Raw genomic sequence first — 26,094 nt, forward strand, 5'->3', positions numbered from 1 at the left:
CTTCAAATTCTCAAACCGAGTATCATGTCTAAGAAAATAGAATTCGTAAAAAGCCTGCAGGACCTGAGCGCATCAGATCTGAAAGCCAGGATCCAGGAAGACGAACTTCGTCTGAAAAAGCTGGAATTCGCTCACGCTATTTCTCCCCTGGAGAATCCCATGAGCATCCGCAGTCTCCGTAAGGATATTGCACGCCTGAAGACCCTGCTGACCCAGAAGTCTCAACAGGCTTAATAATATGTGTGATTTGAAAAAGTGATCGGAGAGAAGGATCTGTGAGGTTTTCAAATTCAAAACAATCAAACTTTCAAATTATCAAAATGGCTGAAAGAAATTTGCGGAAAACAAGAACAGGAGTAGTTACCAGCAATAAAATGGTAAAGACTATCACTGTTGCCGTAGAAAGAAAAGTAAAACACCCTATTTACGGTAAGTTCGTAAAGAAAACTACGAAGTTCCATGCACACGACGAAAAGCAGGAGTGCACAATAGGGGATGTAGTGGTAATCATGGAAACCCGCCCCCTGAGCAAAACTAAGCGCTGGAGACTGGTAGAAGTGGTGGAGAAAGCGAAGTAGTAAAGCAGTTAGCTATTGGCGATTAGCGTAGCTGACACCTTCAATAATAATTTTATCATTAGCTGTTGGCGGCAATGCCGTATAGCTAGAAGCTAAAAGCTAAAACAATGATTCAGCAAGAAAGCAGATTAAACGTAGCTGATAATAGTGGCGCCAAAGAAGTATTGTGCATTCGTGTGCTGGGTAACAGCGGACAGGACTATGCAAAGATCGGCGATAAGATCGTAGTAACGGTGAAGGATGCGATCCCTGCAGGCGGTATCAAAAAAGGTACTGTTGTGAAGGCGGTTATCGTTCGCACCAAAAATAAACTCCGCCGTAAAGACGGTTCTTATATCCGTTTCGACGACAACGCTGTTGTACTTCTCAACGCTTCTGACGAGCCACGCGGTACCCGTATCTTCGGACCCGTTGCCCGTGAGCTGCGCGACAAGGGTTACATGAAGATCATTTCACTGGCCCCCGAAGTACTCTAAGCAGAGTTTTCGCCATCACCCGTGTGATGCCGATCATGATGAACAATATTCTCATACGAGATAAAGCATAAGAAAATGAGCAACAGATTCAAACCTAAGTTTAATATCAAAAAAGGCGACACAGTGGTTGTGATTGCCGGCGACGATAAAGATGCTACCAAGCCCCGCAAAGTGCTGGAAGTTTTTCCGGACAAAGAGCGCGTACTGGTTGAAGGCGTTAACATCGTTACCAGACACACCAAGCCTTCTGCGCGTAATACCAAAGGCGGTATCGTTAAGCGCGAAGCTGCTATCCACATCTCCAATGTGATGCTGTGGGACGCTAAAAAAGGTGAGGGTAGCCGAATCAAACGTACACGCGAAAACGGTAAACTCGTTCGCGTTACCAAAAAATCCGGTGAAGTCATTAAATAATTAATCTGTCCGCCGGCTCTCATCCCCTGCAAGGGCTGATGGCAAAAGTCCGGGCAGGGCCGATACATAAAGGATAAACTTTACAGATCATGAGCACAACAAAATATACTCCGAGGTTAGCAGACAAGTACAAAAAAGATGTTGTACCTGCCCTCATGAAACGTTTCAGCTACGGCACGGTTATGCAGGTTCCCAAACTGGAGAAGATCTGCCTGAACCGCGGTGTGAACGGCGCTGTTACCGATAAGAAACTGGTGGATATCGCCATCGACGAACTGACCAATATCACCGGCCAGAAAGCGGTGGCTACCCTCTCCAAGAAAGACATCTCCAACTTCAAACTCCGTAAGGCTATGCCCATCGGCGCAAGAGTTACACTCCGCGGTGTGAAGATGTATGAATTCCTGGACAGGCTGATCGCCACTGCGCTCCCACGTGTACGTGACTTCAAGGGCGTGAATGATAAAGCATTCGACGGCCGTGGTAACTACACACTGGGTGTTACTGAACAGATCATCTTCCCTGAGATCGATATCGACAAGGTAAACAAGATCACAGGTCTGGATATCACATTCGTTACAACTGCAGGCACCAACGAAGAAGCTTACGAGCTCCTGAAAGAACTGGGCATGCCGTTCAAGAATATCAGAAAAGACAATCAGTAATTAAATTCGAAATAATTCAATTATGGCAAAAGAGTCAGTAAAAGCCAGACAAAGAAAGAGAGAACGCATGGTAGCTCAGTACGCTGAAAAACGTGCTGAACTGAAAGCTGCCGGTGAGTGGCAGAAGCTGGATGAGCTCCCAAAGAACTCTTCTAAAGTTCGTCTGAAAAACCGTTGTCAGTTAACCGGCCGTCCTAAAGGCTACATGCGCTACTTCGGTATTTCCAGGGTGACTTTCCGTGAGATGGCTTTAAATGGCAAAATTCCGGGAGTTACAAAAGCTTCCTGGTAATTACAATAAGATATCTGCCGGGTGGGGCAACTATCCCTTGCCGGTATGATCCTATTAACAAAATTTAGAACAGTTTAATTCAAATACAAATGGTAACTGATCCTATAGCAGATTTTCTGACCAGAATCCGTAATGCGCAGATGGCAGGCCACAGGATCGTGGAGATCCCCGCCTCTAATCTGAAAAAGCGTATGACCGAGATCCTGTACGATCAAGGCTATATCCTGAAATATAAATTTGAGGATGATAACAAACAAGGTGTGATCAAGATCGCCCTGAAGTATGATCCCAACAGCAAAGAACCAGCTATCAAATCACTGGAAAGAATCAGCCGCCCTGGTCTGCGTCAGTACGCTAGCCCTGCTGAATTCAAACGTGTGAAGAATGGTCTCGGTATCGCTATCGTGAGCACCAGCCGCGGTGTGATGACAGACAAGCAGGCTAAGCTGAACAACGTTGGTGGAGAAGTTCTCTGCTACGTTTACTAGACAATTTTCAGGGGGAGTGCCAGAATATGCCGCTCCCTTTCTATATTTCTCTATATTTGCAGCCCCAAACCAAACGGTGGGGGCAAAAGGGATGACTGACAATTAAGTTTTCTATACGGAACTGAACACTTTCATCCCGGGATTTAAACAACTATTAAAAAAATCAACTATGTCTCGTATAGGTAAACAACCGGTAACGCTTCCCGCAGGTGTTACTGCTACCTTAGGTAAGGATAATGTGCTCACCGTGAAAGGCCCTAAAGGCGAACTGAAACAAGCCATCGACAGGGATATTACTGTAGAGATCAAGGATGGTGAGGTTAATTTCACACGTCCTACCGACCAGATCCGTCACCGCGCTATGCACGGTCTGTACCGCGCACTGGTGAACAACCTGGTAAAAGGTGTAACTGAAGGCTTCACTAAAAAGCTGGAACTGGTGGGTGTAGGTTATAAAGCCTCCAACCAGGGTAACCTGCTGGACCTGTCTCTCGGTTACTCTCACAATATCATCTTTGAAGTTCCTTCTGAACTCAAAGTAGCTACTGCCCAGGAGAAAGGTCAGAACCCTCTGATCACCCTCGAAGGTATCGACAAACAACTGATCGGGCAGGTAGCCGCCAAACTCCGCAGCCTCCGCAAACCTGAGCCTTACAAAGGAAAAGGTGTTAAGTATGTTGGCGAAGTTATCCGTCGTAAGGCTGGTAAAGCTGCTGGTAAATAATTTGAAATAAAAAGATCCCCCCGGCAGTATCGGGGGGATATAAAATAAAAGTCATGAACATTAAAGCTGAAAAGAAGCAAAAGATCCGTTACAGGATCCGTAAAAAGGTTTCCGGTGTTGCTGGTAAACCCAGACTGTCAGTTTTCAGAAGTAACGCAGACATCTACGTTCAACTGATTGACGACAATGAAGGCAAAACACTGGCATCTGCTTCTTCAAAAGATAAAGACATTGCTGCTCAGAAAGGTACAAAATCTGAAAAGAGCAAGCTGGTAGGTCAGGCAATTGCACGCAAAGCAACAGAATTGGGAATCAGCAAAGTGGTATTCGACCGCGGTGGGAACCTCTACCATGGCCGCGTAAAAAGCGTAGCTGACGGCGCCCGTGAAGGTGGTTTACAATTCTAATTAACATTCAAATTTCATATCTCAAATAGCAATAATGGCAAAAGTTAATTTAAACAGAGTTAAAGCCGGTGACCTTGAGTTGAAAGAAAAGGTAGTAGCCATTAACCGTGTTGTAAAAACTACTAAAGGCGGTCGCGCATTCAGCTTCTCTGCCCTGGTTGTGGTTGGTAACGAAAATGGTGTGGTAGGTCATGGTCTGGGTAAAGCCAAGGAAGTTCAGGAGGCAATCACCAAGGGTATCGAGGATGCCAAGAAAAACCTGATCAAAGTGCCTGTAATGAAAGGTACTATTCCTCACGACCAGCTGGCTAAAGACGGCGCTGCGAAAGTGCTGATCAAACCAGCCGCCCACGGTACTGGTGTGATCGCCGGAGGTAGCATGCGTGCTGTGCTGGAAAGCGCCGGTATCACCGACGTTCTGGCCAAATCTCTCGGTTCTGCCAATCCTCACAACGTGGTTAAAGCCACTGTGCTGGCCCTTGCCATGCTCCGTGAGCCGATCACTGTGGCTAAGACCCGCAGGCTGAACCTGAAGAAGGTTTTTAATGGTTAATTTTGCATCCCGAAATTCTTATAACAATGGCAAAGTTGAAAATAACACAGGTAAAGAGTGCGATTGACAGGCCCGAGCGTCAGAAACTGACTCTGAAAGCACTGGGACTGAACAAGCTCAATGTTACCAAAGAAGTAGAAGCTACTCCTCAGATCCTGGGTATGATCCGCAAGGTTACCCACCTGGTGAAAGTGGAAGAAGCATAATTTTTCTGAATTCAATAAAGCGAGGGGAGATTCCCCGTTGAGTAAAAATCAATTACAATGAAATTACATGAAATCAGGCCCGCAAAAGGGGCTACGCATAGAGAAAAAAGATTAGGTCGTGGTGAAGCTTCAGGTAAAGGTGGCACTTCTACCAAAGGTAACAAGGGTGGTCAGAGCCGCGCAGGTTACCAACGCAAAAATGCCCACGAAGGTGGTCAGATGCCGATCCAGCGCCGTATCCCCAAACGCGGATTCAACAATATCAACCGTGTTGAATACAAAGTGTTTAACCTCGGTCAGGTTGAAACCCTGGTTGAAAAATATGAACTGCAGGAGTTCTCCATGGAGAACCTGTACATAAATGGACTCGTTAGCCGTACCGATCTCGTTAAGATCCTCGGTAATGGTGAAATCAAGACCAAATTGCATTTCAAGGTGAATGCCGTAAGCGAAAAAGCCAAAGCTGCCATCGAAGCTGCAGGCGGAACCGTGGAAGTTTTAAAGTAATTCGTACATTGCAAGACGCATTTATCATGCGTCTTTTTTGTGGATCGATTTTATTCACTTAAATTGATCGCTCAAAAAGAGACAGGTTTGCAACTAAAGTTCTTTTTGGCAAACCTGTTTCTGGTTTTCAACAAAAGGCATCATCTTAAACATCTGCGTTTCGTGAAAAAGTTCATACAAACCCTTAAGAATATCTGGAGTATTGAGGAACTGAGGAGTAAAATTCTGGTGACTCTTACCCTGGTAGCCGTTTATCGCCTGGGTACGCATATCGTATTGCCAGGTATGAACCCTACGCTGATCAATACTGCAGGTAGCGGAACCGGTATCATCGGTCTGATCGATGCATTTGCCGGTGGCGCCTTCTCTCAAGCTTCTATCCTTGCTTTGGGTATCATGCCCTATATCTCTGCATCAATCTTCATGCAGCTGATGACCATTCTTTATCCGCCTTTCCAGAAATTACAGAAAGAAGGAGAAAGCGGAAGAAAGAAGATCAACCAATACACCCGTTACCTCGCCGTATTTGTTACTATCCTACAGGCAAACGCATACGTGTCTTACCTGTATCAAACAAATGGCCCGGCAATGATCCCCGCATTCAGGGACCTGTTCCGCATATCCACTACCGTTATCCTTACCGGTGGCACATTATTCGTAATGTGGCTGTCTGAAAGGATCACTGATAAAGGACTTGGCAACGGTTCTTCCGTTGTGATCATGGTTGGTATCCTCGCCCGTCTGCCGCAATCCATCTGGCAGGAGTGGGGTGCTCAATCAGCCAAAGGCGGCGCCGGTCTGCTGTATTTCGTGATCATGCTCGCTGTACTTGTTGCTATCATCATGGGTCTGATCGTTCTCATCCAGGGCGTTCGCAAGATCCCTGTTCAATATGCAAAACAGATTGTTGGTAACCGCCAGTTCGGGGGCGCCCGCCAGTTCCTTCCCATGAAGGTGAACAGCGCCGGTGTAATGCCTATCATCTTTGCCCAGGCGATCATGTTCCTTCCCACACTCCTCAGCGGTTTCGAAACCACCAAGGGCGTGGCAAAAGTGTTCAGCGATCACAGCAACTACTGGTACATGCTGGTATACGCTATAATGGTGATCGGTTTCACCTTCCTGTACACAGCGCTTATCTTCAACCCGAAACAAATTGCTGATGACCTCAAACGTAACAACGGCTTCATCCCCGGTGTTAAACCAGGTCAGCCTACAGCAGATTATATCGGTTCCGTAATGGATAAGATCACCCTCCCCGGCGCAGTTCTGCTGGCCGTGGTTGGTATCCTCCCCGGTTTTGCACAACGCCTCGGTATCCAGCCCGGATTCTCTACCTTCTTCGGTGGTACATCCCTGCTGATCATGGTAGGCGTAATCCTCGATACCCTCCAGCAAATCGAGACCCAGCTGCTGATGCGTCAGTACGATGGTCTGATGAAGAGCGGCCGTATCCAGGGACGTCAAACCGTTTCCCCGGCATCATCTATGTAAAATATTCTATTTTCGCATAGCAAACCTGACAACTGAACCATCAGTTGTCAGGTTTTGTTTTAAAAGAATAATATCAAAAAGAAGTTCAATAATATGGTCCATATCAAGTCAAGGGAAGAAATTGAGCTGATGCGCATCAGCGCCCGCCTGGTAAGTCAAACCCTCACGGAAATAGCTTCCATGCTGAGACCCGGCGTAACCACCCTGCAGATCGATCAGAAAGTGGGAGAGATCATCCGCAGTTTCGATGCAGTTCCCTCATTCCTCGGATTTCACGGCTATCCCTTCAATAGCTGCACCTCTGTCAATGATGTAGTGGTACACGGCTTCCCCAATAAAACAGAACTGAGAGATGGCGATATCATTTCCGTGGATGTTGGCGTATACAAAAACGGATTTCACGGAGATCATGCCTACACCTTTGCAATCGGCGACGTTCGCGAAGAACTGATGCAGCTCATCCGCGTAACCAAGGAATCTCTCTACAAAGGCATTGAGAAAGCAGTTGCCGGCAACCGGGTTGGCGATATCGGCAGCGCCATCCAGGAACATACCGAAAAACAATACGGATATGGCGTAGTACGTGAACTGGTTGGGCATGGTCTCGGCAGAAAAATGCACGAAGATCCGCAAGTGCCCAACTATGGTAAACGCGGGACCGGGTCCAAACTCAAAGAAGGTACTGTGATTGCCATCGAGCCTATGATCAATCTCGGCGTAAAAGATGTTTATACGGAAGATGATGGCTGGACCATCCGCACCAAAGACAATAAATGTTCTGTGCATTTTGAGCATGATGTGGCCGTAATGAAAGGAAAGGCGGATATATTGTCTGATTACAGCATCATTGAAGCGGCGGAGAATGCGAATGCGGAGTTGAAGAAAGATAGAGTAGTGGTTTCATAAATTTTAGAAAGCGCTGGTTTCGGCGCTTTTTGTTTTTTGATTTGTTTGGGTTGGGCGAAGCGGATATGAAAGGTGGGCTGTGAAACGCACCGGCGCTATTGTTTGTTTGATGAGCTGTTGGTTGGTGGGATGGGGCTGTGGATCAGGGCTGGACTTTTTCGCTTGCGTTTGCAAGGCCCTTCTTTCATATTCCGCTTCGCCCCGGGCACCCTGAGATGATGCTTCATCAGACTGAGGAGGGAGAGAGGTAACGGGTGCGTCAGCGTGATCAATGGGTACTGCGGTGCTTGTGGATTTGTAGCTCTGATAAATTTTTGAATTCTCTTTTTTTGATTTTTCTGAATTCTTTTTTTTCTGTTTTAAATATTGAGATTAATTGAGCGCTAAACAACTGATCGTAATTGGAGGAGGTGCAGCAGGTTTCTTCTGTGCAGTGAATGCTGCGAGATTACATCCGGGATTGAAGGTGGTGTTGCTGGAGAAAAGTTCCAAAGTATTATCGAAAGTGAAAGTGTCTGGTGGTGGAAGATGTAATGTTACACACCAGTGTGACTCTATCAGCGAAATGGTGAAGAAATATCCGCGGGGAGGGAATTTTGTGAAACGCGCTTTTCATCATTTTTTTACCACGGATACCATTGCCTGGTTTAAGGAGAGAGGCGTGGAACTCAAAGCAGAAGCAGATAACAGGATGTTCCCTGTTACTGACTCTTCGCAGACGATCATCGATTGCCTCATTGCAGAACTGAACAGGTATGAAGTGGAATTGTGGATGAATACGGATGTGAAAGAGATTTTGGTGAATAAAGATGGTGATGCGGCGGAGCGAGGCAGGTTCCAGTTGAAGTCGGCCGATGGAAAGATCTTTGAAGCAGATGCTGTATGTGTGGCCTGTGGTGGTTTTCCAAAGACCTCTATGTTTGCCTGGTTGCAGCAGTTGGGACATACTATTGAAGTGCCTGTACCTTCTTTGTTCACATTCAATATGCCGGGAAACCCGATCGTGGAACTGATGGGTGTTTCTGTTCCTGAAGCACAGCTAAGGATCTCCGGTAGTAAGCTGAATTCTTCAGGCCCACTGCTGATCACGCATTGGGGAATGAGTGGTCCGGCAGTGCTGAAACTATCCGCATGGGGAGCCAGGGAGCTCGCGGAAAAAGAATACAAATTCACGGTAATGGTGAACTGGTTACCGCAGTTCAATGAGAATAGTTTCCGCGAGGAATTGCAATACCATCGTTTTGAACTGGCCGCACAAAAAATCGGTCATAAGAATCCCTTCCAGTTGCCGCAAAGACTCTGGGAATATCTATTGCAACAATCGGACATAAAGCCTGACCTGCGATGGGCTGACCTTCCTTCAAAAGAACAAAACAAGCTGATCAAAAACTGTTGTGCGCAGGAACATAACGTAAGTGGCAAAACCACATTCAAGGAAGAGTTTGTAACGGCAGGGGGTATACGCTTATCCGAAGTGGATGCCAGCACCATGCAAAGCAAACTGGTGCCGGGACTATATTTCGCGGGTGAGATCCTCGACGTAGATGGTATTACCGGCGGTTTCAATTTTCAACATGCCTGGACCAGCGGATTTATTGCCGCTCAATTGAAATAGCTGCGATCTGCATTTACTCTTGCAATTGGTAAAACAAAACAACAAAATGCAGGGAGGCAAAGCAAAACAGAGCAGTCTTCCGATACAAATGAAGAAATCCTGTTGTAATTGAGCTCCATCATACAACGCAAAGCGGGACTCTGCGGTTTCTGAAATGATTTGATAGCAGTAATCATTCCTCTCCGCCAATAGTTGCGGTTAAGTTGCTGCACCTTCAACCAGGAGGCGATGCGGGATATAAAAGCCGGGCCTTGCAAATGTAAGCGATACAGCCTGGCAAAGATCCCAGGCCCATCTCTCCATCCCACAGCTCAACTTATATTCTCCCGCGGTGGTACATTTCACAGCCCGCCTTTTATATCCCCATCGTCGTTACAGCCGTTAAAACCGTTTCAGTCGAATCAGCTGCAAAGCAAATGAGCCCAAAAGCATAAACCGCAAAACAGGAATAAAAAAAAGTGAACGAAGCCTCGGCCCCGTTCACCTTCTGTACATAAGTTTATGCCTGCGGAGCAGCTACTTTCGCAGTTGCCAGTCTCCTGTGGTAATTGATCTGTCCGATATGATAGTTCAGATGCGCCAGCAGGTATACCAGGAAATGTTCAGTGGACCTGGGTTCACCCAACACCTGGATCGGATAATCTTTTTCCAGAGTTTTCTTGCTCAGTTGTTCCAGTGTGTCGCGAACATTCATCCTGGTTGCTTCCACTTCATCGAGCAATTTCTTTTTGGAGATATTCTTCAATGAAAATTCAGCATCGCGGTTCCTCACATAACCGGAATCATTCAGCACGGCGCCCAGGAAATGCTGCAGGTTGCCATTCAGGTGTAAGCAAAGATTTCCACCGGGATTGCTGATTCCTTCCAACGGGATCCATAAGCTGGCATCATCGGGATACTGATTGATTTCATCTGCGAGTTTCGTAAGCCCTTCTTCAAAGAGTTGAATCAAGATCGGTGTGATCATAACAATTGTTGATTAGAAATTCGCCTAAAAGTAGTGAGAAAAGACTTTTACGTGGTAGTATTTTTGTAAAAATAATACTGCATATTTTTCAACATCGCTCAAAAAATATCCCGGCGGGCATTTGAAAATCAACCTATTGCAGGGGTAAAAAACGGCCTCAAATCCCGTATTTTCCCATATTTTGGCGTATCTTTGCTCCCCCGAAATCAAAATCCTTCGGGTATTTATCATGTTTCAGAATTTCATTGTTAAACAACTTAACGCTGATGCACAGGAGTCTTCTGCTTCCGCAGAAGCTGCAGCGACAACAACTGTACCTGCGCAAACGCAGCCTGTAGTAGAAGATGCAGGTGCGCATGACGATTTCGACTGGAGTATCGACAAACGCAATGTTGCTACTTACAGCAAAGAAGAAAAAGAGAAATACGACTCTGTTTACGAAGGCACTTTCAAAGCCGTTTCCGATGGTGAACTGGTGAAAGGTCTCGTAGTGGCGCTGACCAAAACAGACGTTGTGATCAACATCGGTTTCAAATCCGATGGTCTTGTTTCTTTCAACGAATTCCGCGATCTGCCTAACCTGAAAACAGGTGATGAAGTAGAAGTGATGGTAGTTGAGAAAGAAGACAGGGATGGTCACCTCAACCTCAGCCGCAAACAAGCCCGTATCACACGTGCATGGGAGCGTATCGTGGAAGTTCACAAAACCGGCGAAGTTATCACTGGTACTGTTACTTCTAAAACCAAAGGTGGTCTTATCGTTGACGTATTCGGAATGGAAACCTTCCTGCCCGGTTCTCAGATCGACGTTAAACCCGTTACTGATTACGATCAGTTCGTGGGTAAGACTATGGAGTTCAAAGTGGTTAAGATCAACGAGGCTATCAAGAACGCTGTAGTATCTCACAAAGCCCTCATCGAAAGCGATATCGAAGCACAACGTGCAGAGATCATGAGCAAACTCGAAAGAGGTCAGGTTCTGGAAGGTACTATCAAGAATATTACCGACTTCGGTGCGTTCATGGACCTCGGCGGCCTGGACGGTCTCCTCTATATCACAGATATCAGCTGGGGACGTATCAGCCATCCGAGCGAAGTACTGAAACTCGATCAGAAACTGAAAGTAGTAGTACTGGATTTCGACGACGAGAAGAAACGTATCAGCCTCGGTCTGAAACAACTGACTCCTCACCCATGGGATATCCTGCCGGAATCCGTGCATGAAGGTGCAGTAGTGAAAGGCAAAGTGGTGAACATCGAAGACTACGGTGCATTCCTCGAAATCATGCCTGGTGTTGAAGGCCTCGTTCACGTAAGTGAGATCACATGGGCTAACACACCAATCAACGCCAAAGAGTTCTTCAAACTGGGCGATGAGTATGAAGCGAAAGTGGTTACCCTGGACAAGGACAATCGCAAAATGAGCCTGTCTATCAAGCAAATGAGCGAAGATCCCTGGACTACCATCGAAACCAAATTCCCTGAAGGAAGCCGTCACAACGGTCTCGTTAAGAACATCACTCCTTACGGTGTGTTCGTTGAACTGGCTCCCGGCATCGGCGGTATGATCCATATCTCCGACCTCAGCTGGCTGAAACGCTTCAACCATCCTTCTGAGTACACTAAAGTTGGTGAGCACATCGACGTGGTGATCCTCGGAATCGATAAAGAGAACCGCAAGCTCCAGCTCGGACACAAACAACTGGAAGAAGATCCCTGGAATGCACTGCAGGATACATTCGCTGTAGGCTCAGTGCATGAAGGAACTATCATCCGCCGTGACGACAAAGGTGGTATCGTTCAACTGCCTTACGGTCTCGAAGGATTTGCTCCCAACCGTCACCTTCAGAAAGAAGATGGCAAAGGCATGGTAGCTGATGAAGCAGGTCAGTTCATGGTGATCGAATTCGATCGCAATGAAAAACGCATCGTTGTTTCTCACACACGTCTTTGGGAACAATCCAAAGTAGAAGAGAAAGAAGCTGCACGCAAAGAAGCCAAAGCTGCTTCCGATACAACCAAGAAAGCTGTTAAGAATATCCAGAATAAAGTAGAAAAAGCTACACTGGGTGATCTCGGCGCTCTGGCTGAAATCAAGGAAAAGCTGAAGCAGGAAGAAAAACAAGGCGGCGACGCTCCTCAACAGTAATTGAAAACATTCAATTATACCAGGCCGTTACGAAAGTAACGGCCTTTTTTTTGTTACCGGATGCCCAGATTTTGTAAATTGAACCAATAAAACCTCTTAACGTATGATATCCAGCAAAATTGAAGCAGCGCTCAACCGCCAGATTGACCTTGAAGGTTTTTCGTCCAACTATTACCTGGCGATGGCATCATGGGCCGAAGTAAAAGGATATAAAGGTGTGGCGCAGTTCCTCTATCATCACTCCGATGAAGAGCGCATGCACATGCTGAAACTCGTCAGCTATATCAATGACCGCGGCGGCCACGCCATTGTGCCTGCATTTGCGGCTCCCCAGAAAGATTTTCAGAACATCCGGGAAATATTCGATATCGTGCTGTCACATGAGGTAAAAGTGTCTAACGAGATCAATGCACTTGTAGAACTTTGCATCCAGGAAAAAGATTACACTACCCATAATTTCCTTCAGTGGTATGTTACAGAGCAGATCGAAGAAGAGAGCCTCGCGCGTACCGTGATCGATAAACTCAACCTGATCGGGGAAGACAAGGGCGGTATGTACCTCTTCGACCGCGATCTTGGCAACCTGCCGGGAGAAGGCGCCAAAGGAGGCCACGGCAAACATTAGGAAAATTGTATCCAAACATAAACAGGAGCCCTGATATGGCTCCTGTTCTTTTTTCAGGAAGTTCCTTTCCCGGGAAATCCTTATTTGTTTACAGTAAATTATTGTTACATATTACCGGAACATAGTACCTTAGCTCTCCCGAACCACAACACCTCCCTTATCCACCCCCTTTCCAAACAGTAGCAGTATTCCGGTTAAGTCTGATTAGCATATTACCTCACGCCTGGTCTCCGGTTTTATCCGGCAATTGATCATGCTAAAAACCATTGTTATGAAAGACGAAAGCACTAAAGAGCAGAGCCCGGTAAAACCATTTTACCTGTTTATCGCTATCCTGATCATTATTTTCTTTTTCCACTATTGCGGCAGCACACATTAACTACAAGGCCCCGATCATGCTGGCATTCACTTCCTCAAGCGACCGCAGTTTAATATCCGCAGCATCCCAGCGAGTTTCTATATGCTGTTCCGGAGCAGGGATCACGATACATTTCATCCTGGCCGCTTTTACGGCTATCATTCCGTTGAAAGAATCCTCGAAACAAATACACTGCAACTGGGAAACTCCCAATGCCTCTGCGCAATCCAGGTATACCTGCGGGTGTGGCTTGCCGTAAGGAAGGAATTCCGCCGACCTGATAGCATCGAGATATTGACCAATTCCCAGCTTTTCTATAACCACATTCACCAGCGCCAGGGGAGAGGAAGTGGCGATCCCGATCTTGTATCCCTGATTCCTGAAAAAATCGAAAATATATTGAACGCCGGGCATCGGTTGTCCATTGGCGCGGATCTTATCGATAGCTTTTCCAACGATGGTGGCCTCGGCTACCTCAACATGTTTCATATCGATATCGAAATACGCAAACCAGTATTGCACCCACTCTTTGGTCCTCAGACCAGTGGTTACATGGTACAGTTCATTTTGAAGGGCTACTCCATATTCTGCCAGGGTTTCTTTTCCTGCTTCTTCCCAATAGGGTTCGGAATCGATCAAAAGCCCATCCATGTCGAAAATTACTGCTGTAGGTTTCATAGGCCGCAAAGATACTAAAGCATATCAATAGCAACAGGCCGCGGATGGCGGCCTGTTCTGTATTAACAAACTTGTTGCGTATGATTATTTCAATGCGAACACTGCATTTATTTCGAATCTGAGTTTGATCTTTTTGAAGTCAACACCCGAAGCAACGCCACCAATACCGTCTTTGGCTACTGCGTTGGATAAATATGCCTGGGAAGCCCTGTAAACAGGTACAGGTTCAAATGAATTATCATTTTCAATGATGCTCACAGCGGCGCCTACCTGCTCATCAACGGCTGCGGCCAGGTATTGGGCTTTTTCTTTGGCGGCTTTCACAGCGCTGATCTTGAGTTGTTTCCTGAACTCCTGCATCTTGCTGTGGGAAGTTTTCACTACAGTAAAATTCTGCGTGGCTTCATCATCCAGTTTATTCACCAGCTCATCTATCTTGCTGCTGTTGGTAAACTTGATCTGGTAAGCGATCGAGGCCAGCAGATCATTCCTTTTTTTCAGTTGTTTCCTGTGCCAGTAGTAGTCTGTGTAACCATCGTAACTGGCAATCGTAACCAGTGAATCTGGAATACCCACACTCTTCACTTTCTGAAGGAATTCGGATTTGATCTTTTCCAGGTCCACTTTTCCTGTTCCTTTTTTCTCATATTCCTTCAGCTCTATCTGTACATATATTTCATCCGGAACAATTTCCATTTCTGCGCTTCCGTTTACTGTAATGGTTTTAGGGAACGGGTTTACTACAGGGCTTTGCGCAAATACTCCCATCGTTGTGATCATTAATGCACTGATTGCGATTATCCTTTTCATATACTTTGATTTTATTACCTACCTGATGTGAAAATAAAATGGATTACATACGAAAGATGCTTTTTCTGCGTATATCTCTTCTTTCTTAACAATTCATTAATTTCGGCTCTGACCCCTCAAACAAGATATATCGATGAGTCCATTCTGGGAAAAGATAAAGCATATCAGTATTATCCGCAAGATCATTTATATGATCGTGGGAGTGGTTACTTATCCCGGGATCGCCATAGTGAATAAGATCCGGATCAGCGGAACGGAACATTTTGCAAAACTGCCAAGAAAAAATGTTTTGTTTGTGAGTAATCACCAGACATACTTTGCTGATGTGATCACCTTCCTGCATATCTTCTGTGCGGTGAAATGGAGAAAAAAGAACAAACTCGGTGTTCCTTATTATCTGCTCAATCCTTTTTCAAATGTTTACTATGTAGCTGCAGAAGAAACGATGCGCGCCAGCTTCGTTAGTAAATTGTTCACGATAGCAGGAGCTATAACGGTGAAGCGCACCTGGAATAAGAATGCTGTATCGGAAGGGCAGAAAGGACTGGATGTGTCAGACACGAGAAAGATCACCAATGCCCTGAAGAATAACTGGGTGATCACTTTTCCGCAAGGCACCACCAAACCATTTGCTCCGGGAAGAAAGGGAACAGCGCTGATCATCAAGATGGCGAAACCTGTAGTGATACCCGTTGTGATCAATGGCTTTTGGCGGGCCTTCGATAAAAAAGGACTGAAGTTCAAAAAGAAAGGCACCATACTCTCGGTGAAATTCAAAGAGCCGATGAAAATAGATTATGAAGCGCCGGCGGATGAGATACTGGCGCAGGTGATGGAGGCGATTGAGCAGAACAGGGAACGGCAATTCAAAAATCCAAAACAGGAACACAACAATCCATAGGGTGACTAAAAAGGGCGGAGAGTTGGCAGCCGCTCGCCTCCCGGCGAGTGACTTGTATTTGTTCGCCTCCGGCGAATACCGCGTCGCCAGAGGCGACTGAATAAAACTCACTCGCCGGGAGGCGAGCGAGTGGGCACAGCGAAATGAAATGTAGCAACCTTTTGGTCAGCCCCCCATTTATTTCAATCCTTCCTGGAAAAGTGCTTTCAGTTCAGTGGCGTCATCCGGTTTCATTTTTCCACCGAGAATGAGGCGAAGCTGTCTTCTTCTCAATGCTCCTTCGAACAGGACTTTTTCTTCTTCCGTTTCAGGAATGAGCTGAGGTACAGGACGTGATTTTCCGTTGGGGTCCAATGCTACAAAAGTGTAATAGGCTTCATTGCTTTTGTATTTGTATTGCTGGATTGCGTCTTCACCCCAAACGCGCATATGCACTTCCATGGAGGAGTTGAAAGCGCGCGATACCCTTGCTTCGATATGTACCACATTGCCGAGCTTGATCGGATTTTCGAAAGAAATATTATCTACCGAGGCTGTTACAACAGGAGCCGCGCAATGCTTCATAGCGGCCAGTGCGGCGGCAATATCCATCCAATACATCAGTCGCCCACCCATCAGGTTGCCGAACATATTCGTATCGTTTGGCAACACCAGTTCCGTCATCACTACGTACGATTCCTTAGCGGTTTTCGCTTTTCGTTCCATTTCTAAAATTTTGGCAAAGATATTATCTCCGGTGCTTAGACAATAACGTTTGTTAGTTTTTTAAGGAATTCATCGTCTGCATCTACGCCAAGCCCGGGTGTATCGGGCGTTTCCACGAAGAATCCGTTGTATTTGATACCGCCTTTCACAGGATCTTCCTGGTGACCGATCAGGCAGGTGTCCATATCATAGAAGATCACATTTTTTTGTGATTGGGCAAAATGTGCAAAAGCGGAAAGCGCAACACGGCTTTCGAGCATGCCGCCCATCATGCAGGGGATGCCGGCTTCTTCGCAAACCTTATTGATTGAAAGTGCTTCAAGGATGCCGCCGGATTTGGCGAATTTGATATTCACATAGTCACATGCATTCGCTTTGGTGAGCCGCAACGCATCATGATGATTGAACACACTTTCATCTGCCATGATCTTCACCGGAGAGGCTTTCCGGAGGGCAGGGAGCAAGTGATCGTTCCAGGTGCGCATTGGCTGCTCACAGAACTGGATATCGTATTTACCGAGCTCCGTGAGTGCGTAGAGGGCATCCTCGTAAGACCAACCCTGGTTGGCATCTATGCGGAGGCCGGTGTTGGGGCCAACTGCCTCTCGGATGCGACGGATCCTTTCCACGTCGTCTTTTGCATTTTTTCCGAGTTTCACTTTTATGATGCGTACGCCGCGCTGAACATAATCCACTGCTTTGGCTGCCATCGCTTCCGGTGTATCGATCCCGATGGTAAGATCGGTCTCCAGCACTTTGCTGCCGCCGCCGAGCAGAGAGGTAACAGATTTATTTGCCTTCTTGCCGGCAAGATCATACAGGGCCATATCGAATGCACTCTTGATAGTGGCATTGAATGCGGTGTACAGGTGCAGTTCTGCCATCCGCCCTTCGATATCGGTAGCATCCTTGTTCTTCCAGAGGGCGGCAAAATCCTTTGCCATCTCAAAACAGGTGGCCTGTGTTTCGCCCACTATCATAGGGAAAGCGGAGCATTCGCCTACGCCATAAAAGCCTTCGTCTGTATGGATCCTGATAAAAATATTCTGCGCGTAATGCATTGTACCCGTAGCGATAGTGAAGGGATGCATTGGGATACTGTACTTCCAGATTTGGGTGTTGGTGATGAGCATAATAGTATGAAATGGGCTGAAAGATAACAAAAATTGTCCTGTTTAACTCCCTGTCGGAGAATGGATAGTGCGCGCATATTTTGTTCAGTTTCTTTCCCTTACATTTGCGCCTAACATTCGTTAGTAGTTTATGGATAATCCCGCACCGGTAATATCTTTCGATAACACAGAGTATGCATTTGCTTACAAGAGCGACAAAGAATTAAAGAAAGCAAAATTCCTGTTTTCCAGTATGGGCATCGGGAGCCTCGTTAAGATCGGCACCCGTATTACACCCTGGGCCATCAAAGTGGGCCTTCCCATCAAAGGCATTATCCGAAACACTATATTCCGCCAGTTCGTGGGTGGTGAAACGCTGGAGCAAACGGCCATTGTAGCCAATAAGCTCGGCGAGTTCAATGTGCAGGTGATCCTCGATTATGGCGTGGAAGGAAAGGAAGGGGAAGATAATTTCGATCATGCCACGGACGAGTTCATCCGCGTGATCAAATATGCATCCACTCAACGTACGATGCCGTTCATGAGTATCAAGGTGACGGGCTTTGCGCGATTTGCGCTGCTCGAAAAACTGGATGCAGCAGCTACTGACCGCAGCGGATACCAGGGCACTGTGCATACGGAAGTGTTGAACGATGCAGAGAAAGCGGAATGGGACCGTGTGGTAAAACGAATGGAAAGGATCATCAGCGCTGCTGCCGATAATAAGGTCGGCGTATTGGTAGATGCGGAAGAAACCTGGATCCAGGACCCGGTGGATGCACTTACCATGCAGATGATGGAAAAATACAATCGCAACAGGGTAGTGGTGTATAATACGATTCAATTGTATCGTCACGACAGGCTACAATTCCTCAAGGATAGTTTCGCTGAGGCACAAACGAAGAATTTTATCCTTGGCGCCAAACTGGTACGCGGCGCCTACATGGAAAAAGAACGTAAACGTGCAGAAGAGATGAACTATGCTTCACCCATTCAGCCTGATAAAGCCAGCAGTGATCGTGATTACAATGCCGGCGTTGAATTCTGTCTCAATCATATCGATCAGATAGCCCTGATCGTTGCTTCACATAATGAGTACAGCAACCTGCGCGCAACGCAGTTACTGGATGAAAGGAAAATTCCACACAATCATCCGCATGTACATTTTTCTCAACTCTATGGCATGAGCGATAATATCACTTTCAACCTGGCCAGGGCGGGATTTGCGGTGAGCAAGTATTTGCCATTCGGGCCAATCGGCGATGTGGTGCCTTACCTCATGCGCAGGGCGCAGGAGAATTCTTCCGTGGCCGGGCAGACAGGGCGTGAACTGGGACTGATCAAGAAAGAAGTGGAAAGACGAAAACTGCAATAACGCGAAATCATAACTACATGAATCGGGGCTGACTAAAAAGCTACCATCTTAGAATTTCGGGGAGCCCACTCGCTCGCCTCTGGCGACGCGGTGTTCGCCGGAGGCGAACAAATACAAGTCACTCGCCGGGAGGCGAGCGACTGCAAGCTCTCTGACCTTTTTGGTCAGCCCCTGCATTTTATACCTGTATATTATTTCAGTTTTTCATTGAAGAATTTGATGGTCCTTTCCCAGGCCAGTTTGGCGGCCGCTTCGTTGTAGCGTGGTCCGGCAGTATCGTTGTGGAAAGCGTGCTGCGCTCCCTCATACATGTAAAGTTCATAAACAGTCCCTGCTTTTTTGAGCGCTTCCTCATAAGCGGCAATGCCTGCATTCACGCGTTCGTCCATTCCGGCATAATGCAGTTGTACAGCGGCTTTGATCTTTGGTACATCGGCAGCATCCGGCTGGCGGCCATAGAAGGCGACGGCGGCATTCAGTGAAGGCACATGCACTGCCAGCTGGTTGGCCATAGCGCCGCCCCAGCAGAATCCCACGCATCCGAAATGACCATTGGTGTCGGGCCTCGATTTCAGGTAATCGAATGCTTTGATGTAGCGATTGATATTTTTCGGCATGTCCAGTTTCCCGATAAGATCACGGGCCTGATCTGCATCTGTTGGAGTGCCACCTGATTCGGAAAGCGCGTCCGGCGCCAGTGCAATGAAACCTGCCTGTGCCACCCGCCTGGTCACATCTTCGATATGTGGGTTCAGTCCGCGGTTTTCATGGATCACCATTACTGCGCCGTACTTACCGGCGACGGAAGGCCTTGCCAGGTAGCCTTTCATGGTGATATCATCCGTAGGGTATGTGATGCGTTCGGTAACGATCTCTGTATTATTTTCTGCAACGGTAGCTGCCGAATCGTATTTCACTTCCAGTTGGGCGAGGGCGGTCATGGCTGCGGTAAGGCTGCCGGTAAGCAGCACAAGGCGTTTGATGAAATCATCGCGCTTCAGTGGTTTGTGCGTGTATTCATCAAAAAGGTTGATGATCTGCTGGTCCATACAGGTGGTTTGATGTAGTGAAGAATGGAACGGTATCATTTAAAGTTAACAAAACTCCGCCTGGAAGTGAAGGAATTTGTTGACCTGTTGTATATTGCATGCCTGATCCGGATCGTTAGCTCAGTTGGTTTAGAGTATCGCCTCGACAAGGCGAGGGTCGTCAGTTCGAGCCTGACACGATCCACCTGGTGACACCCGAACGGGTGTTTTTTTATGCCGGAACCCGCCGCCAGCCTGCTAAGACCACGTACAAAAAAGTACACCATGACTGGCTGGCCGATGGAAAAGTTCGAAGAACTGCTGCATTACAAGTTTGCCGAAAAAAAACTCAACGTGGTGCGCGACATTTTTATCTTCGCCAGCTTTACCGGCTTTAGTCACAAAGAACTTTTTACCCTGCGGCAGGAAGACCGGGACTATTTGCCCCAAAGCACTGATTTAAGTTTCTCAACCGCCTGTCTGTGTTTTTTGTCGTCCATTTTTGACAAATTGAATAATTTCCATTGAACAGATGGCAGATTGGCAACATCTTCCATATTGGGCAAGCCCAGCAATTCCCATTGCGGGCTTCGCTCTTTGAACGATAGCAAGAACTTCCGTTCATCGGCCGTCATTTCCGTATTGATGAGTTCAATTAATTGCTCCCTTGTTTCTTCCAGTTTTTCAACGGGTATATCCACCTCTGCCATTTGTTTAAATTCCGCTTCGTACACTTCCCGTAAGTCTTTGCGATGTGGAGCAAGGAGTTCGGACATCGGTCGCTGATGGCTGACAAGGAACAGGAGGAATGTTTTTCGTAAGTCTTCCGTAAAGCCTTCGTTTTCGAGCAGGAACTTTACATCAAATAAATCGCGGGGATGTTGCCTGTCCAATGCAGCAGCAATCTTTCCTGCATACAAATCCGGCAACGAGGCAACTTGTATTTCGGCGTATCCAAACTCCCGTTCCACAGACTCACTTACTTCCATTCGCACTTCAGGGAATACCGTTCCACGGATTACGGGAGACAATTCCACTTTAATCCGCACATCTTCCAATTGCAGGATTAGGCGGAGTGCATTGCTCTGTTCGTGTGTGTTCTGTATGTGAATGCCCGGAATGGTTTTCTTAATCAGTTCGCTCAATCGGGATAATGCAGCACGGATGTTGACCAATGCTTCCTCACGGGCTTCGGAAGGCAGGTATAATAAATCTATATCCACTGAAAGCCGTGGCAGTTTCCTGTAAAAAAGATTGATGGCTGTACCGCCTTTCAGTGCGAAACATTTTTCACTGTCCAGAAGCGGCAGGATACGCACCAATAGTTGCACCTGTCTGTAATATATGCTGTCTTTTTTCATTTTAGGATTTGAAATCTTTGGGTACAGTTATTTTATATGTTTTATCAAGCTCACCGCCTTTGACGATTACCCGGTTCCCGGAACCAAGATATATACTGTCGGTATTCAATTTTGAAAACCAGGTATAGTTGTGCCGTGAACCGAGCCAAAGGAAAAGCCGTTTGACTTTCACGTTGGTACAGGCTTCCAGTAATTTTTGCAAAGTGCGCGGCGATAAGGAGGTCATACCCTGTATAAGCTGGTCGGCGTGCTCCAATGAGATTTTATCGGGCACTTCGTTCAGCATTTCGAGGCAGGCCCGTTCCGGACAGGATATTTTCAATTCGTCCATACCGTCTTTCCAGAAAACGGAAGATGTGAATTTGTCGGATATTGTGGTTCCTATACCGGAAAACAATTCATTCCGGGTATGGCGGACAAATGTTATCGTATCTGATAGTTCATTTGGCCATACTGGTAATTTATCATTGCCATACAGATGTATGGTTTCTTTTTTTGATGTTGGCAGGTAATGGGAAAACCCTTTTAATTCCAGTGCGGTCAATCCACCTACAACATAATCCGTTTTCATAACGGTTTGCAGGGTGTAAACTATGCTTTGCCAGGAAAGCTGAACCTTCCCACGGGTATAAAGCCCTTTCCACAACAGCCTCAATTGCTCGCTCTTGACTAAGTTATCTATGGCGTGCGTATCCAAAGCAGCCTGCTCAACCAGCCATTTCCGGGTAACAATCATGCTTTCGGGCATCATTTGTTCCAATAGTTTACGTCTTTCTGGATTAAATGCCATATTTACCAATTTTAATTTAGACGGCGTTAATCGCCGTTAAAACAAAATTACATAAACGTTTTGTTTGCCGAAATAAATAATAACGGCGTTTATCGACGTTAAAATGTATTTACGTAAACTTTTCATTTTTTCAGTGCTACCCCAAATTGATTAGATAAAATATTGGATAGAGAAGATTCGCTGTAAATCATTAAGCAGGGCAAAGAATGAACTTTAATTGTAGATGACTTAAATAATCAGATATGGTTTCCTAATAAACGTTGAATCCATATGCCTTCATTTGTGAAAATTCGTATCTCTTTTTTTGTCTTTTTTATTTGATGCCCTGCCTATTTGCTATACTTTAATTGGTTGTCAATAAGATGGTTGAATTGATTCGAGCCTGACACGATCCACACAACGGCACTCGAATGAGTGTCGTTTTGCATTCCTCCAGACCCGTTTAATTACTTGATCGTATAATCCTTTACATCCACTTCCGATAATCTGAAATATCCAAAAGCGAAGTTTTCGAAATTGGTCTGATTGATAATGTTCCCTCTCACCAGGCCTGGTGCTGTTTGAAAGGGACCGGATCCGGCGCCGGATGCCGTCAATAATTTTCTGAAATAGTCATAATATCTTTTGGAGATTCCATACAGCCTGATATTCACCAGATCGCCGGATTTCAGGTCTTCATCGGAGAAAAATTCCTGCATCAGTTTGCCCTGACCTCTCTCGTCATCCTGTACTTTAAAATCCGGAAATACTGATACGGGCGACAAAATGCGGTGCAGGTAATGGTTTTCCTCATTTCCATTATCCTGGTAATAGTAGGAGATTTCCACTTCGTCTCCTCCAAATCCGCCGTTATTATTCTGTACAATATTGTCTTCAATATCCGGTACGCCTATACATGTTTCCGTTGCGGTATATGTCTCTCCGTTTAGGACCACTTTTAAAGTATAAGTTTCACCGATAACCGGTTGGAAATCGGAGCAGCTGTATTCTCCTGTACCGGGATTTTCCATAAAACTGAATACAATATTAGCGGAATTGGTTACAGCTATCTCAGCTCCTGAAATAGTTGGAAAATTAGTACTGTAATATCCTGTTGTAGTGGAGAGTTTTATTTTTTGTTCATTGCCTGCTGTACCCTTTACCCAATCGATCGATGCGTCAATGACCAATTTCGGTTCCGCAGTTTCCAGGTCCACTTCCACCACTTTGGTGCAAGACGAAAGCCAAAGGCAGGATAATACGATCAGGTACTCAAGTGTATTTTTCATTTTTCTATTATTAGGATTAAAATCTGAAATTGTAGGTCACTCCCGGAATGATTCCAAAAATGGATATCCTCTTTGCTTCGCTCAGTCCTGTTTCCCTGTTCTGTTCGAACATGATCGATGCGGCGTTGTTTCTGCCGTAAACGTTGTACAGACTAAACACCCATTCACCTTTCCACCTTTTTTTGCTGTCAGGTTTTGGTGTGTAGGTTGCTGACAAGTCCAGATGATGATAAGCCGGAAGCGAATTGATATTTCGCTCTCCGTAATTTGCGATCGTAATTCCCTGGTACTGGTATTTGCCGGTAGGGTATGTTGCTGCCTTTCCAGTCTGGTAAGTAAAAATGCCGCCGAAATTCCATTTTTTCGATAGCTGATAAGCGGCCGTAATTGAAAGGTTATGCGTTTTATCGTAGATGGCACGATACCATTCTCCGTTGTTGATGCCGGGTTCTCCTGCGTTTCTGCCTGGTGTGCGCTGCTCTGCTTTGGACAATGTATAAGAAAGCCAGCCTGTCAGTTTTCCGGTATTTTTTTTCAGCATCAGCTCAAGGCCATAGGCCCTAGCCTCCCCGTTTAGCATTACCTGTTCTATTGCTTTGTGGGCAATCAATTCGGCGCCGTCAATGTAGTCTGCTTTGTTCTTTATTTTCTTGTAAAAAGCTTCTGCTTCCAAAGAATATTTCCCATTCCTGAAATTTCTGAAATAGCCCAATGCAACCTGGTCAAGGATTTCAGGTTTCAAATATTGATCACCCGGTGCCCAGATATCGAGAGGTGAAACGGAAGCTGTGTTGGAAATTAAATGTATATACTGGCTCATCCGGTTATAACTGGCCTTAATGGATTGATCATTATTAATGGCAAATGAAACAGCAACACGCGGTTCCAGGTTTCCAAAATCAATGATCTTTTTATTTCTATCGTAATATGTTACACCTGTGGGTTTCCCTTCTTCATAAATTTGTAATTCGGAATTGAAAAACACTGGCTGATCATTGGCATAAATATTTACATGCTGTTCCCCCAATCGTTTGAAATTGCTATACCGCAATCCGTAATTCAATGATATTTTGTCCGATATTTTTTGACCGGCACTTACATACAACGCATTTTCCCAGGCATATTTTTTTTCTATCTGGTCTGGGTTGACAGGTGATGAAGGATTCATGGGCTTTATTGTGCCGGGATTGAATTGATAGTAGATGGAATTGACGCCATAATCCAATACCAGCTTATCTGACAGGTGGTGGCTAAAATTATACTTCAGATTATAATTACGGATATCGGATGTCCAGTCAATGCCAACGTATTTTATCTTCAGACCATAATTGTACTTACTGTAAATGACGGACGCATTGGAAAACAGTTTTTCGGAAAAGTTATGGTTCCAGCGAAGATTGAGGAATGAGTTCGAATAATTGTTACTGAAAAAATTACTGAAATCCATATTGTCCTTCCCGAAATATCCTGAAAGGAAAATCCTGTTATTGTCATTGATCTTATAATTCAGTTTAGCGTTCAGATCATAAAAGGAAACAGCATTATCGTTGTTTGCCAGTTTCATGAACAAATGGGCGTAAGAAGCGCGGCCCGCAACTACAAAAGAACCTTTCTCTTTTACAACTGGGCCTTCCGCCAGTAACCTGCTGGATATGGCTCCAATGCCCCCGGATACGTGATATTCTTTGTTGTTCCCTTCCTTTTGATAAATATCCAGCACGGAGGAAGTGCGCCCACCGAAATTGGCAGGTATCCCGCCTTTATACAATTTCAGGTCTTTGATCACGTCAGCATTGAAAACGGAAAAAAAACCGAACAGGTGTGAAGTATTGTAAACAACAGCTTCATCCAGCAATATCAGGTTACCGTCAACCGATCCTCCCCTGACATTAAACCCTGTTGCCCCTTCCTGTGCATTGGAAACTCCCGGAAGTTGCAGGATTGCTTTCAAAATATCCACTTCACCCATAACAGCCGGCATCTTTTTGATGGTGGAGATAGAGAGCTTATTCACACTCATTTCCGGTTTTTGAATATTGCTGGCTGACCTGTTATGTTTTATCACCACCGAGTCCAAAGTTTTGCTTTTTTCAAGCATCGAGAAATTCTTCCTGATGTTTCCTGTCAAAGAAATATGTTCCTCGATATTCTCAAATCCAACATAGCTGATAACGATTGTATATTCACCTTTGGGCAACGTGATTGAATAAAAACCATACGAATTGGTAACTATTGTAACCTTTGCCTCAGGAATGAAAATGCTTGCGCCGATGATGGTTTCTGTATTTGATTTTATGGTTACGGTGCCACTCAATGTGAATTTTTCCTGTGAAAAAACCATGGATGAAATGGCCAGAAACAATAGTGTAATAATTATCTTGTATCTCATCTTTTGGAAATCGGTTTTTACAATTGCAATTTGGGTCCAAAACTATTCCTTTGAATAACCGTCTTTTTTTAATTATACCAAACCAGATATCTTTTATATCAAAGCATGCCTGGGTACTACTATTTACAGCTGCCTTTTCGTGAGTTTTCCTGGTGTTTAAGAGCGATTCCCGATTTCGTATAAAAAGCGCGCAGTTTCGTATAAAGCAGATCTGTCCAATGCTTTTAGTGTTAAATTTGTTATATACAATTTC

At 45.6% G+C, this 26,094-nt stretch carries 29 protein-coding genes and 1 tRNA gene; 20 read left to right on the forward strand and 10 right to left on the reverse strand.

What is annotated here, in order from left to right; translation table 11 throughout:
- The first annotated feature begins 24 nt into the window (after positions 1-24).
- The 15 genes from rpmC (at position 25) to D9Y29_RS22050 (ending at position 9,325) form a co-directional block, all read left to right on the forward strand.
- The gene (gene rpmC / locus D9Y29_RS21980) at positions 25-234 is read left to right on the forward strand and encodes a 50S ribosomal protein L29 (protein ID WP_127132365.1); all 210 of its coding nucleotides are present in this window, start codon (positions 25-27) and stop codon (positions 232-234) included.
- 86 nt (positions 235-320) lie between these two features.
- On the forward strand, positions 321-578 hold the full coding sequence (rpsQ, locus tag D9Y29_RS21985) for a 30S ribosomal protein S17 (protein WP_127132367.1): 258 nt from the start codon (positions 321-323) through the stop codon (positions 576-578).
- 107 nt (positions 579-685) lie between these two features.
- A complete protein-coding gene (rplN, locus tag D9Y29_RS21990) occupies positions 686-1,054 on the forward strand; it encodes a 50S ribosomal protein L14 (protein WP_119051017.1) in 369 nt (122 codons plus the stop codon).
- A gap of 75 nt (positions 1,055-1,129) precedes the next feature.
- The gene (gene rplX, locus D9Y29_RS21995; protein WP_127132369.1) at positions 1,130-1,468 is read left to right on the forward strand and encodes a 50S ribosomal protein L24; all 339 of its coding nucleotides are present in this window, start codon (positions 1,130-1,132) and stop codon (positions 1,466-1,468) included.
- A gap of 89 nt (positions 1,469-1,557) precedes the next feature.
- Complete coding sequence (rplE, locus tag D9Y29_RS22000; RefSeq protein WP_127132372.1) at positions 1,558-2,133, forward strand: 50S ribosomal protein L5; 576 nt, start codon at positions 1,558-1,560, stop codon at positions 2,131-2,133.
- A gap of 22 nt (positions 2,134-2,155) precedes the next feature.
- Positions 2,156-2,425, forward strand: coding sequence for a 30S ribosomal protein S14 (rpsN, locus tag D9Y29_RS22005; RefSeq protein WP_127132374.1), 270 nt, complete (start codon positions 2,156-2,158; stop codon positions 2,423-2,425).
- 89 nt (positions 2,426-2,514) lie between these two features.
- Positions 2,515-2,913: a 30S ribosomal protein S8 gene (rpsH, locus tag D9Y29_RS22010; RefSeq protein ID WP_127132376.1), complete on the forward strand. Its 399-nt coding sequence runs from the start codon at positions 2,515-2,517 to the stop codon at positions 2,911-2,913.
- A gap of 169 nt (positions 2,914-3,082) precedes the next feature.
- Positions 3,083-3,637: a 50S ribosomal protein L6 gene (rplF, locus tag D9Y29_RS22015; RefSeq protein ID WP_127132378.1), complete on the forward strand. Its 555-nt coding sequence runs from the start codon at positions 3,083-3,085 to the stop codon at positions 3,635-3,637.
- Between the two features lie 53 nt (positions 3,638-3,690).
- The gene (rplR, locus tag D9Y29_RS22020) at positions 3,691-4,044 is read left to right on the forward strand and encodes a 50S ribosomal protein L18 (protein ID WP_127132380.1); all 354 of its coding nucleotides are present in this window, start codon (positions 3,691-3,693) and stop codon (positions 4,042-4,044) included.
- A 34-nt stretch (positions 4,045-4,078) separates the two neighbouring features.
- Positions 4,079-4,597, forward strand: coding sequence for a 30S ribosomal protein S5 (rpsE, locus tag D9Y29_RS22025; RefSeq protein WP_127132382.1), 519 nt, complete (start codon positions 4,079-4,081; stop codon positions 4,595-4,597).
- A 26-nt stretch (positions 4,598-4,623) separates the two neighbouring features.
- Entirely contained in the window at positions 4,624-4,803 is a 180-nt protein-coding gene (gene rpmD, locus D9Y29_RS22030; protein ID WP_127132384.1) for a 50S ribosomal protein L30, read from the forward strand.
- A gap of 57 nt (positions 4,804-4,860) precedes the next feature.
- Complete coding sequence (gene rplO, locus D9Y29_RS22035; RefSeq protein ID WP_127132386.1) at positions 4,861-5,310, forward strand: 50S ribosomal protein L15; 450 nt, start codon at positions 4,861-4,863, stop codon at positions 5,308-5,310.
- A 162-nt stretch (positions 5,311-5,472) separates the two neighbouring features.
- Positions 5,473-6,804 (forward strand): preprotein translocase subunit SecY, encoded by a 1,332-nt coding sequence (secY, locus tag D9Y29_RS22040; protein WP_127132388.1) that lies wholly within the window; start codon positions 5,473-5,475, stop codon positions 6,802-6,804.
- Between the two features lie 93 nt (positions 6,805-6,897).
- Positions 6,898-7,710: a type I methionyl aminopeptidase gene (map, locus tag D9Y29_RS22045; protein WP_127132390.1), complete on the forward strand. Its 813-nt coding sequence runs from the start codon at positions 6,898-6,900 to the stop codon at positions 7,708-7,710.
- A 376-nt stretch (positions 7,711-8,086) separates the two neighbouring features.
- Positions 8,087-9,325 (forward strand): BaiN/RdsA family NAD(P)/FAD-dependent oxidoreductase, encoded by a 1,239-nt coding sequence (locus D9Y29_RS22050; protein ID WP_241238015.1) that lies wholly within the window; start codon positions 8,087-8,089, stop codon positions 9,323-9,325.
- Positions 9,326-9,824: 499 nt separating this feature from the next.
- Here the strand turns inward: D9Y29_RS22050 and D9Y29_RS22055 are convergent, their stop codons facing one another.
- On the reverse strand, positions 9,825-10,292 hold the full coding sequence (locus D9Y29_RS22055; RefSeq protein WP_127132392.1) for a DUF1572 family protein: 468 nt from the start codon (positions 10,290-10,292) through the stop codon (positions 9,825-9,827).
- A gap of 229 nt (positions 10,293-10,521) precedes the next feature.
- On the opposite strand from D9Y29_RS22055, the gene rpsA reads away from it, so the two are divergent.
- Together rpsA and D9Y29_RS22065 are read left to right on the forward strand one after the other, a co-directional pair.
- Entirely contained in the window at positions 10,522-12,441 is a 1,920-nt protein-coding gene (rpsA, locus tag D9Y29_RS22060) for a 30S ribosomal protein S1 (RefSeq protein ID WP_127132394.1), read from the forward strand.
- Positions 12,442-12,544: 103 nt separating this feature from the next.
- Positions 12,545-13,066 carry a ferritin gene (locus tag D9Y29_RS22065; protein ID WP_127132396.1) on the forward strand — a complete coding sequence of 174 codons (522 nt, stop codon included), beginning with the start codon at positions 12,545-12,547 and terminating at the stop codon, positions 13,064-13,066.
- A gap of 379 nt (positions 13,067-13,445) precedes the next feature.
- On the opposite strand, the gene hxpB is transcribed toward D9Y29_RS22065, so the two are convergent.
- Together hxpB and D9Y29_RS22075 are read right to left on the reverse strand one after the other, a co-directional pair.
- Entirely contained in the window at positions 13,446-14,102 is a 657-nt protein-coding gene (gene hxpB, locus D9Y29_RS22070; RefSeq protein WP_127132398.1) for a hexitol phosphatase HxpB, read from the reverse strand.
- A gap of 84 nt (positions 14,103-14,186) precedes the next feature.
- Complete coding sequence (locus D9Y29_RS22075; RefSeq protein WP_127132400.1) at positions 14,187-14,912, reverse strand: SIMPL domain-containing protein; 726 nt, start codon at positions 14,910-14,912, stop codon at positions 14,187-14,189.
- Positions 14,913-15,045: 133 nt separating this feature from the next.
- Here D9Y29_RS22075 and D9Y29_RS22080 point away from each other — a divergent pair, with 133 nt between their 5' ends.
- Positions 15,046-15,813 (forward strand): lysophospholipid acyltransferase family protein, encoded by a 768-nt coding sequence (locus tag D9Y29_RS22080; protein ID WP_127132402.1) that lies wholly within the window; start codon positions 15,046-15,048, stop codon positions 15,811-15,813.
- 177 nt (positions 15,814-15,990) lie between these two features.
- On the opposite strand, the gene D9Y29_RS22085 is transcribed toward D9Y29_RS22080, so the two are convergent.
- A complete protein-coding gene (locus D9Y29_RS22085) occupies positions 15,991-16,518 on the reverse strand; it encodes an acyl-CoA thioesterase (protein ID WP_127132404.1) in 528 nt (175 codons plus the stop codon).
- Positions 16,519-16,553: 35 nt separating this feature from the next.
- Positions 16,554-17,651, reverse strand: a complete 1,098-nt coding sequence (locus tag D9Y29_RS22090; RefSeq protein ID WP_127132406.1) for a mandelate racemase/muconate lactonizing enzyme family protein — start codon at positions 17,649-17,651, stop codon at positions 16,554-16,556.
- Positions 17,652-17,781: 130 nt separating this feature from the next.
- Between D9Y29_RS22090 and D9Y29_RS22095 the strand changes: the two genes are divergently transcribed.
- Positions 17,782-19,005 carry a proline dehydrogenase family protein gene (locus tag D9Y29_RS22095; RefSeq protein ID WP_127132408.1) on the forward strand — a complete coding sequence of 408 codons (1,224 nt, stop codon included), beginning with the start codon at positions 17,782-17,784 and terminating at the stop codon, positions 19,003-19,005.
- 191 nt (positions 19,006-19,196) lie between these two features.
- On the opposite strand, the gene D9Y29_RS22100 is transcribed toward D9Y29_RS22095, so the two are convergent.
- Positions 19,197-20,054, reverse strand: a complete 858-nt coding sequence (locus tag D9Y29_RS22100; protein WP_127132410.1) for a dienelactone hydrolase family protein — start codon at positions 20,052-20,054, stop codon at positions 19,197-19,199.
- Between the two features lie 109 nt (positions 20,055-20,163).
- On the opposite strand from D9Y29_RS22100, the gene D9Y29_RS22105 reads away from it, so the two are divergent.
- Positions 20,164-20,238: transfer RNA gene (locus tag D9Y29_RS22105), tRNA-Val, on the forward strand.
- A gap of 232 nt (positions 20,239-20,470) precedes the next feature.
- On the opposite strand, the gene D9Y29_RS22110 is transcribed toward D9Y29_RS22105, so the two are convergent.
- From D9Y29_RS22110 to D9Y29_RS22125, 4 genes are all read right to left on the reverse strand, one after another.
- Positions 20,471-21,394, reverse strand: coding sequence for a nucleotidyl transferase AbiEii/AbiGii toxin family protein (locus D9Y29_RS22110; protein WP_127132412.1), 924 nt, complete (start codon positions 21,392-21,394; stop codon positions 20,471-20,473).
- Position 21,395: 1 nt separating this feature from the next.
- On the reverse strand, positions 21,396-22,184 hold the full coding sequence (locus D9Y29_RS22115) for a type IV toxin-antitoxin system AbiEi family antitoxin (protein WP_127132483.1): 789 nt from the start codon (positions 22,182-22,184) through the stop codon (positions 21,396-21,398).
- A gap of 446 nt (positions 22,185-22,630) precedes the next feature.
- A complete protein-coding gene (locus D9Y29_RS22120; protein WP_127132413.1) occupies positions 22,631-23,452 on the reverse strand; it encodes a DUF4249 domain-containing protein in 822 nt (273 codons plus the stop codon).
- Between the two features lie 16 nt (positions 23,453-23,468).
- Complete coding sequence (locus D9Y29_RS22125; protein ID WP_127132414.1) at positions 23,469-25,841, reverse strand: TonB-dependent receptor; 2,373 nt, start codon at positions 25,839-25,841, stop codon at positions 23,469-23,471.
- Between the last annotated feature and the right edge of the window lie 253 nt (positions 25,842-26,094).

The organism is Pseudoflavitalea rhizosphaerae (assembly GCF_003991355.1).
Taxonomy (GTDB): Bacteria; Bacteroidota; Bacteroidia; order Chitinophagales; family Chitinophagaceae; genus Pseudobacter; species Pseudobacter rhizosphaerae.